This window comes from Mesorhizobium sp. 113-1-2 (genome assembly GCF_016756475.1).
Lineage (GTDB): Bacteria > Pseudomonadota > Alphaproteobacteria > Rhizobiales > Rhizobiaceae > Mesorhizobium > Mesorhizobium loti_C.
Map to the genome: position 1 here is coordinate 1,735,899 of NZ_AP023242.1, position 13,685 is coordinate 1,749,583.

Annotated in this window: 15 protein-coding genes and 1 riboswitch; of the genes, 9 read left to right on the forward strand and 6 right to left on the reverse strand. The window is 63.9% G+C overall.

The features are described 5' to 3' along the window. Nucleotides 1-20 precede the first annotated feature (20 nt). Nucleotides 21-317: a 50S ribosomal protein L28 gene (gene rpmB / locus JN279_RS08365; RefSeq protein WP_010911765.1), complete on the reverse strand. Its 297-nt coding sequence runs from the start codon at nucleotides 315-317 to the stop codon at nucleotides 21-23. Between the two features lie 259 nt (nucleotides 318-576). On the opposite strand from rpmB, the gene JN279_RS08370 reads away from it, so the two are divergent. The 3 genes from JN279_RS08370 to JN279_RS08380 are packed head-to-tail and all read left to right on the forward strand — an operon-like array spanning nucleotide 577 to nucleotide 2,995. Continuing rightward, entirely contained in the window at nucleotides 577-1,365 is a 789-nt protein-coding gene (locus JN279_RS08370) for a DUF3108 domain-containing protein (RefSeq protein ID WP_202352493.1), read from the forward strand. A 44-nt stretch (nucleotides 1,366-1,409) separates the two neighbouring features. Next, nucleotides 1,410-2,324 carry an aromatic amino acid exporter YddG gene (yddG, locus tag JN279_RS08375; protein ID WP_202352494.1) on the forward strand — a complete coding sequence of 305 codons (915 nt, stop codon included), beginning with the start codon at nucleotides 1,410-1,412 and terminating at the stop codon, nucleotides 2,322-2,324. Further along, entirely contained in the window at nucleotides 2,321-2,995 is a 675-nt protein-coding gene (locus JN279_RS08380) for a lysoplasmalogenase (protein WP_202352495.1), read from the forward strand. The genes yddG and JN279_RS08380 overlap by 4 nt, the downstream gene beginning before the upstream one ends. Here the strand turns inward: JN279_RS08380 and JN279_RS08385 are convergent. Together JN279_RS08385 and gloB are read right to left on the reverse strand one after the other, a co-directional pair. Continuing rightward, nucleotides 2,970-3,410, reverse strand: a complete 441-nt coding sequence (locus JN279_RS08385) for a cupin domain-containing protein (protein WP_202352496.1) — start codon at nucleotides 3,408-3,410, stop codon at nucleotides 2,970-2,972. The two genes, JN279_RS08380 and JN279_RS08385, sit on opposite strands and share 26 nt — an antisense overlap. 22 nt (nucleotides 3,411-3,432) lie before the next feature. Next, complete coding sequence (gloB, locus tag JN279_RS08390; protein ID WP_202352497.1) at nucleotides 3,433-4,200, reverse strand: hydroxyacylglutathione hydrolase; 768 nt, start codon at nucleotides 4,198-4,200, stop codon at nucleotides 3,433-3,435. Between the two features lie 185 nt (nucleotides 4,201-4,385). On the opposite strand from gloB, the gene JN279_RS08395 reads away from it, so the two are divergent. The 4 genes from JN279_RS08395 (at nucleotide 4,386) to JN279_RS08410 (ending at nucleotide 8,493) form a co-directional block, all read left to right on the forward strand. Continuing rightward, entirely contained in the window at nucleotides 4,386-5,174 is a 789-nt protein-coding gene (locus JN279_RS08395; RefSeq protein ID WP_202352498.1) for a class I SAM-dependent methyltransferase, read from the forward strand. A 133-nt stretch (nucleotides 5,175-5,307) separates the two neighbouring features. Continuing rightward, the gene (locus tag JN279_RS08400; protein ID WP_202352499.1) at nucleotides 5,308-7,134 is read left to right on the forward strand and encodes an ABC transporter ATP-binding protein/permease; all 1,827 of its coding nucleotides are present in this window, start codon (nucleotides 5,308-5,310) and stop codon (nucleotides 7,132-7,134) included. A gap of 88 nt (nucleotides 7,135-7,222) precedes the next feature. Next, nucleotides 7,223-8,026 carry a DUF1194 domain-containing protein gene (locus JN279_RS08405; RefSeq protein ID WP_096458006.1) on the forward strand — a complete coding sequence of 268 codons (804 nt, stop codon included), beginning with the start codon at nucleotides 7,223-7,225 and terminating at the stop codon, nucleotides 8,024-8,026. Nucleotides 8,027-8,166: 140 nt separating this feature from the next. After that, entirely contained in the window at nucleotides 8,167-8,493 is a 327-nt protein-coding gene (locus JN279_RS08410) for a DUF1330 domain-containing protein (RefSeq protein WP_096450751.1), read from the forward strand. Between the two features lie 8 nt (nucleotides 8,494-8,501). Here the strand turns inward: JN279_RS08410 and metW are convergent, their stop codons facing one another. After that, nucleotides 8,502-9,116 carry a methionine biosynthesis protein MetW gene (gene metW / locus JN279_RS08415; protein WP_027047441.1) on the reverse strand — a complete coding sequence of 205 codons (615 nt, stop codon included), beginning with the start codon at nucleotides 9,114-9,116 and terminating at the stop codon, nucleotides 8,502-8,504. 58 nt (nucleotides 9,117-9,174) lie between these two features. Then, nucleotides 9,175-10,344 carry a homoserine O-acetyltransferase MetX gene (gene metX, locus JN279_RS08420; RefSeq protein ID WP_202352500.1) on the reverse strand — a complete coding sequence of 390 codons (1,170 nt, stop codon included), beginning with the start codon at nucleotides 10,342-10,344 and terminating at the stop codon, nucleotides 9,175-9,177. 106 nt (nucleotides 10,345-10,450) lie between these two features. Next, a riboswitch (SAM riboswitch) is annotated at nucleotides 10,451-10,528 on the reverse strand. Nucleotides 10,529-10,687: 159 nt separating this feature from the next. Between metX and hisC the strand changes: the two genes are divergently transcribed. Beyond that, nucleotides 10,688-11,797, forward strand: a complete 1,110-nt coding sequence (gene hisC, locus JN279_RS08425; protein ID WP_202352501.1) for a histidinol-phosphate transaminase — start codon at nucleotides 10,688-10,690, stop codon at nucleotides 11,795-11,797. A 21-nt stretch (nucleotides 11,798-11,818) separates the two neighbouring features. After that, a complete protein-coding gene (locus tag JN279_RS08430; RefSeq protein WP_202352502.1) occupies nucleotides 11,819-12,754 on the forward strand; it encodes a prephenate/arogenate dehydrogenase family protein in 936 nt (311 codons plus the stop codon). Here JN279_RS08430 and JN279_RS08435 read toward each other — a convergent pair. Then, nucleotides 12,751-13,680 (reverse strand): sugar kinase, encoded by a 930-nt coding sequence (locus JN279_RS08435; protein ID WP_202352503.1) that lies wholly within the window; start codon nucleotides 13,678-13,680, stop codon nucleotides 12,751-12,753. The genes JN279_RS08430 and JN279_RS08435 overlap by 4 nt on opposite strands. Nucleotides 13,681-13,685: the final 5 nt, after the last annotated feature.

Sequence of the window (13,685 nt, forward strand, 5' to 3'; positions counted from 1 at the left end):
CCCCCGCCTTTGATCCGATGTTACGCGGCGACCTGTTCGGCCAGCTTCTTGGCGATCTGCTTCTTCAAGAGACGCGCGCGCTGCGACAGTTCCTTGACGTCGGCCTTGGCGAGGAAAGCGTCGAGGCCGCCGCGATGTTCGACCGACCGCAGGGCGTTGGCCGAGATGCGCAGGCGCACATTCTGGTTCAGCGCTTCCGAAATCAGCGTCACATTGACGAGGTTCGGCAGGAAGCGACGCTTGGTCTTGTTGTTGGCGTGGCTCACATTGTTGCCGGTCTGGACTGCCTTGGCAGTGAGTTCGCAGGTGCGGGACATAATTCTAACCTTCAATTCTCTCGGGACCTGCCAAACCTTTGTGCCCACGCCGGGTGGCGCGCGGTTCTGGTCAGGCGGCCTTATGGAAAAAGTTGGCGTTCCATAGTTGCATTTCGCCGGGGCGTCAAGCTCCGGCTTTGCCACGGAAGCGCCCGGCATTTCATATTAAGGCCGGATTTCATCCTATAAGCGGTCTCATAGGGACATGCCAGACCGGAGTCGCCCACCTCCGGCCGAAAATCAAGGATCCGATCCCGCCATGCCTCGTTTGTCTTACGCGCTTGTTGCCGTGCTTGCCGTTGCCTTGCCGTCCGCCGCTTCGGCTGCCTCGCCGCAGTCCTTCAAGGGCGAATACACGGTGTCGTTCCTTGGTCTCTCGATCGCGAGATCGACCTTCTCCAGCCATTACGAGAATGGCGCCTACGCGATCGAAGGCAGCGTGTCCGCCGCAGGCCTCGCCAAACTGTTCGATGACACGCGCGGCACGATCTCGTCCAAGGGCACGATTTCCGGCAAGAAGATGGTGCCGCAGGCATTCCGGGCCGATTACACCTCCGGCAAGAAAGCATCGGTGGTCGATATCCGCTTCACCAATGGCGCTGTGACCTCGACGCAGGTCATTCCGGCGCCGGAAAAGCGCGATCCCAACAATTGGGTGCCGATCGGTGCCGGCGACCTGGCATCCGTGCTCGATCCGATGGCCGCCACCGTCATCCATGCCGACAGCCTCGACCAGGTCTGCGGCCGCAAGGTCAAGTTCTACGATGGCGAGATGCGCGCCGACCTGACGCTGAACTACGTCTCGAAAGGCACGATCTCGGTGCCGGGCTACAAGGGCGACACCATCACCTGCCGCATGGGCTTCGAGCCGGTGGCGGGCTACCGCAAGGGCCGCAAGGCGCTCAACTATCTCAAGAACAAAAGCCGCATGATGGTGACGTTTGCGCCGCTCGGCCAAACCGGAGTATATGCGCCGATCCACGCCACGGTGGGAACGCAGATCGGCACCTTGACCATCAGCGCCGGGCGTTTCGAAGCGGTACAATAGGGCACGCCCCTGGGGACAGAGCAGGGCGCGCCACGGGAGAGGACATGGCGCGCGCAACACTGATCGGTTTTTCGGCGGTCGCCATGTGGGCGCTTTTGGCGCTGCTCACCGATGCGTCGGGCAAGGTGCCGCCATTCCTTTTGTCGGCGATCACCTTCTCGATCGGCACCGGCGTGGGGCTTGTCGCGCGGCTGTTCATGCCGGCCGCCGACAAGAGCCAGAAGATTCCACCACAGGTCTGGCTGATCGGCATTGCCGGCCTGTTCGGCTACCATTTTTTCTATTTCACCGCGCTGCGCAACGCGCCGGCGGTCGAGGCGAGCCTGATCGCCTATCTGTGGCCGCTGCTGATCGTGCTCGGCTCGGCGCTGATGCCGGGCGAAAAACTGGCGTGGAACCATGTCGTTGGCGCGCTGCTCGGCCTTGCCGGCACCGTGCTGATCGTCACCAAGGGCGGCGGGCTGGCCTTCGATGCGCGCTACACCTTCGGCTATGCCATGGCTGCCGTCTGCGCGCTGCTGTGGTCGTCCTACTCGCTTTTGTCGCGGCGCTTTCCGTCGGTGCCGACCAGCATCGTCACCTGGTTCTGCGCGGCGACTGCCGTGCTGTCGCTCGTTTGCCATCTGGCGCTGGAGCAAACGGTGTTGCCTGAAGGCGTCGGCCAGTGGCTGGCGGTGCTTGGGCTTGGCCTGATGCCGGTGGGGGCGGCTTTCTATGCCTGGGACATCGGCGTCAAACGCGGCAATATCCAGGTGCTGGGCGCGGCAAGCTATGCGGCGCCGCTGCTCTCAACGCTGGTGCTGATCGCGGCCGGCGTCGCCGAGCCATCGCTGCGCATCCTCGCTGCCTGCGTGCTCATCACCGGCGGTGCGGCCTTGGCGGCAAAATCGCTGTTCCTGCGCAAGCCGGCCGTAGCTGAGAGCCGAGCCGAGGCAGCCGAAAGTGGAGCCGGGGCATGACCATGCCGTTTGCCGGCGGCATCGACGCCAACGCCAATGCGACGCTGATCTTCTCGCTGGTTGCGGCGGTGATCTACGCTTTCACGCTGGGCATGCCGCAGAGCCTCGCCCGCTCCGCGGCAAAGACGCTTAGCGTCGCGATGCTTGCCGTGCTTTCGGCGCTGCAAGGCGGCCCGCTGCTGCTGGTCGTGGCCCTGGCGCTCAGCGCGGTGGGCGATGCCTTCCTGTCGCGCGACGGCGAAAAGGCGTTTCTCGGCGGGCTCGCCAGCTTCCTCCTCGCCCACATCGTCTACATCGCGCTGTTCCTGCGCAGCGGTGGCGGGTTGGGATTGCTTGGCGCCGAGTCCTGGCGCGGGGCGATCGCGCTGGCACTGGCGGTGTTCGTGATCGTCATGCTCGCCGCCCTCTGGCGCCGCGTTGGCCCCAGCCTGCGCATCCCGATCGCCTGTTATGTCGTGGCGATCCTGGCGATGGGCATGTCCGCTCTGACCACCAACAGCGCCTGGGTCATCGGCGGCGCCGTGTTGTTCATGGCATCGGACGGGCTGCTCGCCACGGAGAAGTTTCTGGTGGCGGCCATCTCGCCGCATCGCGCGTGGATGCGATTTGCGGTGTGGGTTTCGTATTACGCCGCCCAGTTCGCGATCACGCTGGGTTTCCTGCTGGGGTAGGCTGCCAGCCCGGCGCCGCCAATTCGAAGGCGGCGAAATCAAAACCCGGCGCGACCGTGCAGCCGACCAGCGTCCAGTCGCCCAGGCTGCGCGCCGATTGCCACCAGCCTGCCGGCACGACGATCTGCGGCCGTTCACCCGCTGCGAGCCCGATGCCGAGCACCTGCTCGATCACGGTTGACCCTTCTTCCCACATCGACAGCGCCAGCGGCGCGCCGGCATGGAAATGCCAGACCTCGGCGGCGTCCTTGACCCGATGCCAGGCGGAAAGCTGGTGCTGCTCCAGCAGGAAATAGATGGCGGTCGAATGGCCGCGTGCACCGCCGGCTTCGTCGCGAAAGGTTTCCGTGTACCAGCCGCCTTCCGGATGCGGCTTCAGTCCGAGTGTCGCGATGATTTCTGCTGAACTGGTCATCGGTCGAAGGCCTGCACGATGCTCAAAAATTGTCCTTGCGCTTGCGGATCTCCGCAAACACTTCGGCATCCCCGGCCTTTTCCATGCCGAGATGCTTGCGGATCGCCGGATCATGCCAGCGCAGGAAGGGATTGGTCGATAATTCCTCGCCGATCGTCGTTGGCAGCGTCGGCTTGTTTTCGACCCGCAGCGCCTCGATCATGGCGGCACGCTCCTTCAAGGCCGAATTGGTCGGGTCGACGGTAAGCGCGAAACGGGCGTTGGCGAGCGTGTATTCGTGGCCGCAATAGATTGTCGTGGTAGCCGGGAGGGCTGCAAGTTTCTTCAGTGATTCATACATGACCGGCGGCTTGCATTCGAACAGGCGTCCACAGCCCAGCGCGAACAGCGTGTCGGCGGTGAACGCCACCTGCGACGCCGGCAGATGATAGGAAACGTGGCCGGCGGTATGGCCGGGAGTGGCGATCACCTCGATCCGCTCGTCGCCGAGATGAAGCACGGAGCCCTCTTCGACGGTTTCGTCGATGCCGGGGATCTTGGTTTTTTCCGCCTCCGGGCCGACGATGCGCAGCTTGAAGCGCTCCTTCAGCGCCAGATTGGCCTCGACATGGTCCGTATGATGATGCGTGGTCAGGATCATCGTCGGTGTCCAGCCGGTGCGCTTGATCGCGGCCAGGATAGGCGCTTCCTCGGGTGCGTCGATGATTGCGGTCAGCCCGCTTTTGCGGTCATGCACCAGCACACCGAAATTATCGCTGCGGCACATGAACTGTTCGATTTCGACCGCCATCGTATCTCTCCATTTGTCGCCGCAGACATAGGGCGCCAGAGGGCGGATGTCATCCCGGAGATAACAAGTGTCACTCCGGAGATGACAATGTCACTCCCGGAGATGAAGAATGTCATCCGGGGATGCGTCGGCAACCTCAGGGGCTCTTTGTTGAAACCTGCCGACATCACGGCTACATCCCTGACATGCATTCCGACATCGTCGACCTTCGCTCCTTCTATTCGACAACGCTCGGCCGCTTCGCCGAGCGCTCGATCAGCATGGCGCTGTCGTCGATATGGGCCACTGTCCCCAACGAACGGCTGGTCGGGCTGGGCTATACGCTGCCCTGGCTGGAACGGTTCGGCTCCGACGCCGAGCGGGTCTTTGCCTTCATGCCGGCGACGCAGGGTGCCGTGGTCTGGCCGGCGACAGGGCCGACGGCGACGGCCCTGGTCTTCGATGAGGAGTTGCCGCTGGTCGATTCCTGCATCGACCGCATGCTGCTCGTCCACTCGCTCGAGCATGTCGAAAATCCGCGCGAGACGCTGAACGAGATCTGGCGGGTGCTGTCGCCGGCAGGCCGCGTCGTCATCGTGGTGCCCAACCGGCGCGGTGTCTGGGCGCGCTTCGAGCATACGCCGTTTGGCAATGGCCGGCCGTTCTCGCGCGGGCAGCTGACGGAACTGCTGCGCGAGGCGAATTTCACGCCTGCCGCATGGTCCGACGCCCTGTTCTTCCCGCCATCGCGGCGGCGCTTCATGATGCGCTTCCACAATGTGCTGGAGCGCGCCGGCCGACGGCTGTGGCCGATCTTTTCCGGCGTCATCGTCGTCGAGGCGCAGAAGCGGCTTTATCAAGGCGTGCCGGTCGCCCAGCGCGCCTCGCGCCGCGTTTTCGTACCGGTGCTATCGCCACACGGCGCGACACGGCTCGGCCGCCGGGCCGAGGCGACAGGCGCGGCAGTAGCGGCTCGCCAGGTGAAACCTTCGTGATCAGCGCGGAAACTTTCCTCGCGCGGCATTTTTCCGACCTATCTGTCGTGCTGGGTTCACGGACTGACAGGCGGCGGCCGTCGGCTCCCTTCATCCGGTTTCAGCATCGCACCTGAACGCAAGGACCTCTGATATGGCTGATCAACTGGACAATCAGGCCACCGTTCAGCCCGTCGCCGTGGCCGTCGAGGCCAGCAGCCTGCGCGAGCAGGTGGCGACGATCAAACGCGCGCTGGTGGTGTCGCCGGTTCGCAAGTGGTTGCTGTGGACGTCGGTCGGCATCATGGCCGTCATCATTGCGACGTCGATCGGCCAGGTCCTGCTCAACCGCTGGAACCAGCCCTTCTATGATGCGCTGGCGCGCCGCGACATGGCGGCCTTCCTGCACCAGCTCCTCGTCTTCGCGATGATCGCCGGTGGCCTGCTGGTGCTCAATATCGGCCAGACCTGGCTCAACCAGATGATCCGGCTGAAGCTGCGCGAGGCGCTGACGCTGGACCTGATCGACCAGTGGATGCGGCCGGCGCGTGCCTTCCGGCTGGCCAATGCCGGCGCCATCGGCGTCAATCCTGACCAGCGCATGCAGCAGGATGCGGCGCATCTCTCGGACCTGTCGACCGATCTCGGCGTCGGGCTCTTACAGTCGCTCATCCTGCTCTTGTCCTTTGTCGGCGTGCTGTGGGAACTGTCCTCGGGCTTCGTCTTCCACATTGGCGGCTGGTCGCTGGCCATACCGGGCTACATGGTGTGGGCCGCGTTCCTCTATGCCGGCATCGCCTCCTGGCTGAGCTGGCTGGTCGGTCGACCGCTGATCAGGCTCAACAGCGATCGCTACACGCGCGAAGCCGAGCTGCGCTCCTCCATGGTGCGCGTCAACGAGAATGTCGATGCGATCGCGCTCTACCATGGCGAAGACGACGCCAAACGGCGGCTCGAACTCGACCTCGGCACGGTGCTGGGCGCGATGCGGCGTATCTTCACGGCCCAGATCAATCTATCCTGGGTGACCGATACCTATGGCTGGATCACGGTCGTGGCCCCCATTCTGGTCGCGTCGCCGGTTTATTTTTCCGGTGACATCAGCTTCGGCGGGCTGATGATGGCGGTCGGTGCCTTCAACCAGGTGCACTCTTCGTTGCGCTGGTTCATCAACAACATCGGCAGCATCGCCGATTGGCGCGCCACGCTGATGCGCGTCGCCGACTTCCGCATCGCGCTTGATGAAACCGATGTGCTGCACGACACCGAAAGGCGCATCACCTTCGATCAAAATGCCAATGGCAGCCTGACGTTCGAGAAGCTTCAGGTGGCTTCGCCGGAGGGCTGCACAAAACTCTCCGATCAGCACGTCGAGATACGCCCCGGCGAACGGGTGATGATCACCGGCGAGCCGGGCGCCGGCAAGACGCTGTTTTTCCGCGCCATTGCCGGGCTTTGGCCCTGGGGCGGCGGAAAGATCGGCCTGCCGGCTGGAGAAACCCTCATCTTCGTTCCACGCGTGCCGTATTTGCCGGCCGGCACGTTGCGCGAGGTGCTCAATCACGCGAACGGGCATGCGCCCGCGAGTGATATCGATATTGCAGCGGTGCTGGCCGAGGTTGGTCTTGAACGGCTGTCGTCGTCGCTCGATCGCGTCGGGCGCTGGGATCATGAATTGGGCGATGACGAACAGCGCTTGCTGGGTGTGGCCAGGCTCGCCTTGCGGCGGCCGAAATGGGTGATCATCGACGAGGCGATGGACGCGTTCGACGGACCCGCACTGCGGCGCGTGCTGGCGATGCTGGAAAAGCATCTGAAGGGCGCCACGATCATCAACATCGGGCGCGGCCAGCACAACAATCAGTTCTTTCCGCGCGGCCTGACGATCGTCAAGGATTCGGGTGCCCAGCCGCTGAAACCAGCCCGCGTCAGGGCCGGCGCCATCGATCCGCCGCCGGCCGCCACCCGCCGCAAGAAGTAGGGCTGTTTTCCCGCGCTGCCGCAGCAAGCTTTATTTCGCCGCGATCGCGAAGGAAGATTTCCCGGAGAAACAGAATTTGGCGGTGGCGATGCTTGATGCTCTGCGCCTGCTTGCCTGTCTTGCCTGTGCCCAGCCAACTCCGGTTGCGTCGCCATCGGATGCGCTAACTGTCGACGTCGAGTTGGTGTTGGCGGTCGATATCTCCTTGTCGATGGACGAGAAGGAGTTCGCGCTGCAGCGCGCCGGCTATGTCGAGGCGCTGCGGCATCCCGATTTCATAAGGGCTGTCCGGTCCGGCAATACGGGCCGCATCGCGATTGCCTATTTCGAATGGGCCGGCACGGTGCGCGATGACGCGGTCATCAACTGGCAGATCATCGACAGCGCCGAGAGCGCCAACGGCTTTGCCGACAAGGTGGCGGCGCGCCCGTTCCGGAGTTTTCGCGGCACCTCGATTTCCACAGCACTTGCCTTCGGCGCCGGACTTTTCGACAGGACGGATTTCAAGGGCGAGCGCAGCGTCATCGACATTTCCGGCGATGGCCCCAACAACATCGGGCCGCCGGTCACCGCGATGCGCGATGCGGCAACCGCCAAAGGCATCGTCATCAACGGCCTGCCGATCCTGATCAGCCCATCGCCCACTTTCAAGCATCTCGACCAGTATTACGTGCAATGCGTGACCGGCGGACCAGGCTCCTTCGTGCTGCCAATTTATGCGGTAGCCGAATTTTCCACCGCCATCCGGCGCAAGCTGATCCTCGAAGTGAGCGGCATTCAGGACAAGGCCAATCCCTTACCCGTCGACGCGGACGCACCGATCGACTGCCTGCAAGGTGAGCGGGACAGGCGATTCCTGTCGGATCCCTATTTCCCGGAACTCGACCGGTGAGTTTGCGCGAGAGCGCCTGAGGCCGGCCGTCGAAGGCACCGATTCCATTACCTCGGGCGTAATCGCCTCGCGTCAGGCATTCCGACAGATTGTCCTCACGAGGCTGGCAAATCGGCTTCGATAGACAAGGGAGTTACGTCATGACCGCTTACGCTGTAGCCCATATGCGCCAAGTCACGATGGGTCCGCAGATCGTCGAGTATCTGCACAAGATCGATGCCACGCTGGAACCATTTGGAGGCCGTTTCCTGATCCATGGCGGCGATGTCGAGGTGATCGAGAACAACTGGCCGGGTCATCTGATCATCATCGAGTTTCCCGATCGGCGGCAGATGCGCGGCTGGTACGAATCGCCCGCGTATCAGGCGATCCTCTCGCTGCGCACCGACAATTCGGACTCCGCTGTCATCATGGTCGACGGCGTCGAGCATCCGCACAAGGCCACGGATGTCCTGGGGCAGGCATGAGGTGTGCCTTAGCGCTTCAGCAAGAACACCGCCTGCTGGCCGAAGAAATTCCAGAACCACCAAGGCATGGACAGGCCGATCTTCTGGCCGGCGGCGTCGAGCGCGGTCGCCTTTTCCACCGTCGCGCCAAGCTCCTCGCACAGGTTGACGAAGTCGCGGATGGTGCAGAAATGGATGTTGGGCGTGTCGTACCAGGAATAGGGCAGGTCCTGGGTTACCGGCATGCGGCCTTTGACGAACAGCGACAGCCGCACCCGCCAATGGCCGAAATTGGGGAAGGAGACGATCGCCCGGTTACCGATGCGGAGCAGTTCGTCGAGCACCAGCTTCGGGTTGCGCGTCGCCTGCAAGGTCTGCGACAGGACGACGAAGTCAAAACCCTTGTCGGGATAGAATTCGAGATCCTTGTCGGCATCGCCCTGGATGACGGAGAGGCCGCGCGCCACGCATTCGTTGACGCCGCGCTGCGACAGTTCAAGCCCGCGGCCGTCGACCTGCTTGGTGTCCTGCAGCAATTCAAGCAGCGAGCCGTCGCCCGAGCCGACGTCGAGCACGCGGGACTGCGGCGGGATGAGGTTGGCGACGACCTCGAGGTCGACGCGCTGGCTGCCGTTCACACTCATGATGTCGCCTCCTGAGTGGCGCATGATCCTGATCCGGAAAATCTGCAATTTTCCGTGGTCATGCGCTCAGTCCTCTTGCCCGTGCCGCCGAGCCGATGAAGCCGTTGATGGCGGCGAACAGTTCCGGCTCGTCGAGCAGGAAGGCATCGTGGCCGCGATCGGTCTCGATCTCGACGAAGGACACCGAGGCACCGGCGGCGTTGAGCGCGTGCACAATGGAGCGGCTTTCTTCCGTCGGGAACAGCCAGTCCGATGTGAACGACACCAGGCAGAAGCGGGTCTTGGTTCCGGCAAAGGCGTCCGCCAGCCTGCCGCCATGGTCAGCGGCAATGTCGAAATAGTCCATGGACCGCGTCATGTAGAGGTAGGAATTGGCGTCGAAGCGGTCGACGAAGGTCATGCCCTGGTGGCGCAGATAGCTTTCGATCTGGAAGTCGGCATCGAAGCCGAACGTCAGGTGGTCGCGATCCTGCAGATTGCGGCCGAATTTGCGGTGCAGGGCGGCTTCCGAGAGATAGGTGATGTGGGCAGCCATGCGCGCCACCGCCAGGCCCTTTTCCGGGCGCTTGCCGTGCTCGAAATATTTGCCCCCATGCCAGTCTGGATCGGCCATGACCGCCTGCCGGCCGACCTCGTGGAAGGCGATGTTCTGCGAGGAGTGACGCGCGCCGGTGGCGATCGGCAGCGCCGAAAAGACGCGTTCGGGGTAGCTCGACGCCCATTCCAGTACCTGCATGCCGCCCATCGAGCCGCCGAGCACGCAGAACAGTTTCTCGATGCCGAAATGGTCGATCAGCATCTGCTGCGCGCGCACCATATCGCGGATGGTGATGACCGGCAGGTCGAGCCCATAGGGTTTGCCGGTGGCGGGGTTGGTCGAGGCCGGGCCGGTGGAGCCCAGGCAGCCGCCGATGACGTTGGAGCAGATGACGAAGAAACGGTTGGTGTCGATGATCCTGCCGGGGCCGATCAGCACCTCCCACCAGCCCGGCTTGCCGGTCACCGGATTGGTGCTGGCGACATGCTGGTCGCCGGTCAGCGCATGGCAGACGAGGATGGCATTGGAGCGGGCATCGTTCAGCGTGCCATAGGTCTGGTAGGCGATCTGGAACGGCGACAAAAGCGTGCCGGCGTCGAGCTTGAGCGGCTTGTCCGCCCCGAAGCGCAACACCGGGCTCGACGGCTGGTCGGCCTCGTTGTTGGTCTTTCCTGCGCGCAGAGCGGCCATTCTCGTCTCACTTGCTGCATCACATCAGGCGAAAAGTCGCCGCTGATGCTTCCGTCCGGCCGGCCGCGGACAATAAAAAACCGGCATTGCCATTCGCAAAGCCGGTTACGTCACGCAAACGGCCCTTTAGCGAATTGTTTAACGTGGCTGCAAGCCGACCGGCCAAATCACCACGGAACTGTCGCTGCCCTTCTAGAACTCGCTTGCCCTGCCGTCAATGCCGGCTGTCTGGACCGGCATCTGCGCCCGGCTGCTGCCCCACTGCCACCTCTCGACATTGCCGGCCATGGCCTGTATTTCCGCTGCGGCCTCGGATGAGGCGTTCTCGACGGATTTTTACAACATGACGCAGACACCGGATCAGGCACGTCCAACCCCGCGCGCGGGCATCATGGACATAGACGCCTATGTGCCAGGCAAGAGCGCCGCACCCGCCGGTGTCGCCAAGGTCTACAAGCTGTCGTCAAACGAGAATCCGCTCGGCCCGTCACCGAAGGCAATCGAGGCCGCGCGTGAGGTTGCCGCCAGGCTCGATATCTATCCCGACGGCACCGCCAGGCGGCTGCGCGAGGCGATCGCCGAGGTGCATGGCCTCAACGCGCAGAACATCATCTGCTCCAACGGATCCGACGAGATCCTCGGCCTTTTGGCGCAGACCTATCTGGCGCCCGGCGACGAGGCCATTTTCACCGAACACGCCTTCATGGTCTACAAGATCTACATTCAGTCGGCCGGCGCGGCGCCGATCGCGGTCAAGGAGACCGAGGAGCGCGCCGATATCGATGCGATTCTGGCCGCCGTCACGCCGCGCACGAAAATCGTGTTTCTGGCCAACCCCAACAACCCGACCGGCACCTATGTGCCGTTCCAGGAAGTGCGCCGTCTGCATGCCGGCCTGCCCAGGCATGTGCTGCTGGTGCTCGACGCGGCCTATGCCGAATATGTCCGCCGCAACGACTATGAGGCCGGCATCGAGCTGGTCGGCGACGCCGAGAACGTGGTGATGACGCGCACCTTCTCCAAGATCGGCCTCGGTGGAGCGCGGATCGGCTGGATGTATGGCCCGATGCACATTGTCGACGCCATCAACCGCGTGCGAGGTCCCTTCAACGTCAATGCGACGGCGATCGAGGCTGGTATCGCCGCGATCCGCGACCGCGCCCATGTCGAGCGCAGCGTGGCGCATAACGAGACCTGGCTCGCCTGGCTGAGCGAACAAATGACCGGGCTCGGGCTGCGGGTGACGCCCAGCGTCGGCAATTTCCTGCTCATTCATTTTCCCGACGATCAGAAGCATTCGGCGGCTGCAGCGGACGACTATCTGACCGCGCGGGGCTACATATTGCGGCGCGTTTCCGGCTACGGCTTTCCCAACGCGCTACGCATGACAGTCGGCACCGAAGAGGCCAATCGCGGCGTTGTCGCCGCGCTCACGACATTCTTGAAAAGTTAGAACGCCCGAAAGCTGCACACCATGACATCACCGATGTTCGAAAAGATCGCGCTGGTCGGCATCGGCCTGATCGGCTCGTCGCTGGCCCGTGTCATCCGGCGCGAAGGCCTGGCCGGTCACGTCGCCATCTCCACCCGCAGCGCCGCGACGCTGAAGCGGGCGCAGCAGCTTGGACTGGGCGATTCCTACACGACCGACGCGAAGGAAGCGGTCCGCGATGCCGATCTGGTCATCGTCTCGGTGCCGGTCGGCTCGTCCGGCGCGGTGGCTGAGGAAATCGCGCCGGCGCTGAAGAAGGGGGCGATCCTCACCGATGTCGGCTCGACCAAGGCCTCCGTCATCGCGCAGATGCAGCCGCACGTGCCTGACGGCGTCCATTTCATTCCCGGCCATCCGCTGGCGGGCACGGAAAAATCCGGACCGGATGCCGGTTTTGCCGATCTGTTCGACAATCGCTGGTGCATCTTCACGCCGCTGCCGGACACCGATCCGGATGCGCTCGAGCGGCTGTCGGAATTCTGGCGCCGCTGTGGCGCCAACATCGACACGATGGATCCGCAGCATCACGACATGACGCTGGCCATCGTCTCGCATCTGCCGCACATCATCGCCTACAACATCGTCGGCACCGCCGACGATCTGGAATCGGTGACCAAGACGGAAGTCATCAAATATTCCGCCTCCGGCTTTCGCGACTTCACGCGTTTGGCCGCCTCCGACCCGACCATGTGGCGGGATGTCTGCCTGCACAACAAGGACGCTATCCTCGAGATGCTGGCGCGGTTTTCGGAAGATCTAGCCTTCCTGCAGCGGGCGATCCGCTGGGGTGACGGCGACAAGCTGTTCGACCTGTTCACCCGCACCCGCGCCGTGCGCCGCTCGATCATCGAGGCCGGCCAGGACATCGATGTGCCCGATTTTGGCCGTCAGGCGGTCGAGCACCCGTCGAAGAACTAGGCTGTTTCGGGCCAGGTTGCCGCGACCATCGCCAGCGTCTCGGCCCGGTCCGGCGCGCCGAGCCTGCCGCCGAAGCGTTGGCATTTGAGCGCGGCGGCGGCACTGGCGAAGCGCAAGGCCTGTTCGACCGGCATGGCTTCGGCCAGCCCGACGGCAAAGGCGCCGTGGAAGACATCACCCGCCGCCAGCGTGTCGACCGCCTTGATCTTTGGCGCCACGACATGACGGGATGATCCCGCTGCCCGATCGAACCACCAGGTGCCTGCCGCGCCGCCGGTGATCGCGACGAAGGCATCGGTGCGGGAGGCCATGTCGGTGCAGGCGGTCTCAAGATCCAGCGCATGGCCGCATATGATACGGACGGCCGGCTCGGAGGCGACGATGTGCGAGGCCAGCGGCAGCAGCTGCTCCAGCACCGCCAGCGGCGCGGTATCGGCATCGAGGATCGCCGGCCGGTTGGCGGCGTGCGCCGCCTTGAGGGCAAGTGTCGCTGCACCCGGCCAGCGCACGTCGGCCAGCACGGCATCGAATGCCGTGATGTCTGAGAAAGGCAAAGCCTCGGGATCGGTCTGGGCCAGCCTGTCGTAGAAAGGCACGATGATGCGCTCGCCATGGGCGTCGATCAGGATCGAGGCCAATGCCGAGCGCGCGCCGCTGACGCGGCGGACATAGCTGCAGTCGACACCCTCGGCCTCGATTCCGGCGACCAGCTGATCGCCGACCGGGTCGTCGCCGGCGCTCGCCCATAGCGACACGTCGGCGCCCAGGTGATGCGCGGCGCAGGCGGCGCTCGTCGCCATGCCGGAAGCGATCTGCACGCCATCGGCGGCGATGAACTTTCCCTGATGCGTGGGCAGCGTCTCGACACGCAGGATGGTGTCCAGCGTCAGCGCGCCGACGCTGAGGAGCCTCGGGGGTTTTGCCATGGCCG

What these genes read in the sequence shown, in the direction of transcription:
- rpmB (WP_010911765.1), bottom strand. Translation starts at nt 317, where the DNA reads ATGTCCCGCACCTGCGAACTCACTGCCAAGGCAGTCCAGACCGGCAAC.
- JN279_RS08370 (WP_202352493.1), top strand. Translation starts at nt 577, where the DNA reads ATGCCTCGTTTGTCTTACGCGCTTGTTGCCGTGCTTGCCGTTGCCTTG.
- yddG (WP_202352494.1), top strand. Translation starts at nt 1,410, where the DNA reads ATGGCGCGCGCAACACTGATCGGTTTTTCGGCGGTCGCCATGTGGGCG.
- JN279_RS08380 (WP_202352495.1), top strand. Translation starts at nt 2,321, where the DNA reads ATGACCATGCCGTTTGCCGGCGGCATCGACGCCAACGCCAATGCGACG.
- JN279_RS08385 (WP_202352496.1), bottom strand. Translation starts at nt 3,410, where the DNA reads ATGACCAGTTCAGCAGAAATCATCGCGACACTCGGACTGAAGCCGCAT.
- gloB (WP_202352497.1), bottom strand. Translation starts at nt 4,200, where the DNA reads ATGGCGGTCGAAATCGAACAGTTCATGTGCCGCAGCGATAATTTCGGT.
- JN279_RS08395 (WP_202352498.1), top strand. Translation starts at nt 4,386, where the DNA reads ATGCATTCCGACATCGTCGACCTTCGCTCCTTCTATTCGACAACGCTC.
- JN279_RS08400 (WP_202352499.1), top strand. Translation starts at nt 5,308, where the DNA reads ATGGCTGATCAACTGGACAATCAGGCCACCGTTCAGCCCGTCGCCGTG.
- JN279_RS08405 (WP_096458006.1), top strand. Translation starts at nt 7,223, where the DNA reads ATGCTTGATGCTCTGCGCCTGCTTGCCTGTCTTGCCTGTGCCCAGCCA.
- JN279_RS08410 (WP_096450751.1), top strand. Translation starts at nt 8,167, where the DNA reads ATGACCGCTTACGCTGTAGCCCATATGCGCCAAGTCACGATGGGTCCG.
- metW (WP_027047441.1), bottom strand. Translation starts at nt 9,116, where the DNA reads ATGAGTGTGAACGGCAGCCAGCGCGTCGACCTCGAGGTCGTCGCCAAC.
- metX (WP_202352500.1), bottom strand. Translation starts at nt 10,344, where the DNA reads ATGGCCGCTCTGCGCGCAGGAAAGACCAACAACGAGGCCGACCAGCCG.
- hisC (WP_202352501.1), top strand. Translation starts at nt 10,688, where the DNA reads ATGACGCAGACACCGGATCAGGCACGTCCAACCCCGCGCGCGGGCATC.
- JN279_RS08430 (WP_202352502.1), top strand. Translation starts at nt 11,819, where the DNA reads ATGACATCACCGATGTTCGAAAAGATCGCGCTGGTCGGCATCGGCCTG.
- JN279_RS08435 (WP_202352503.1), bottom strand. Translation starts at nt 13,680, where the DNA reads ATGGCAAAACCCCCGAGGCTCCTCAGCGTCGGCGCGCTGACGCTGGAC.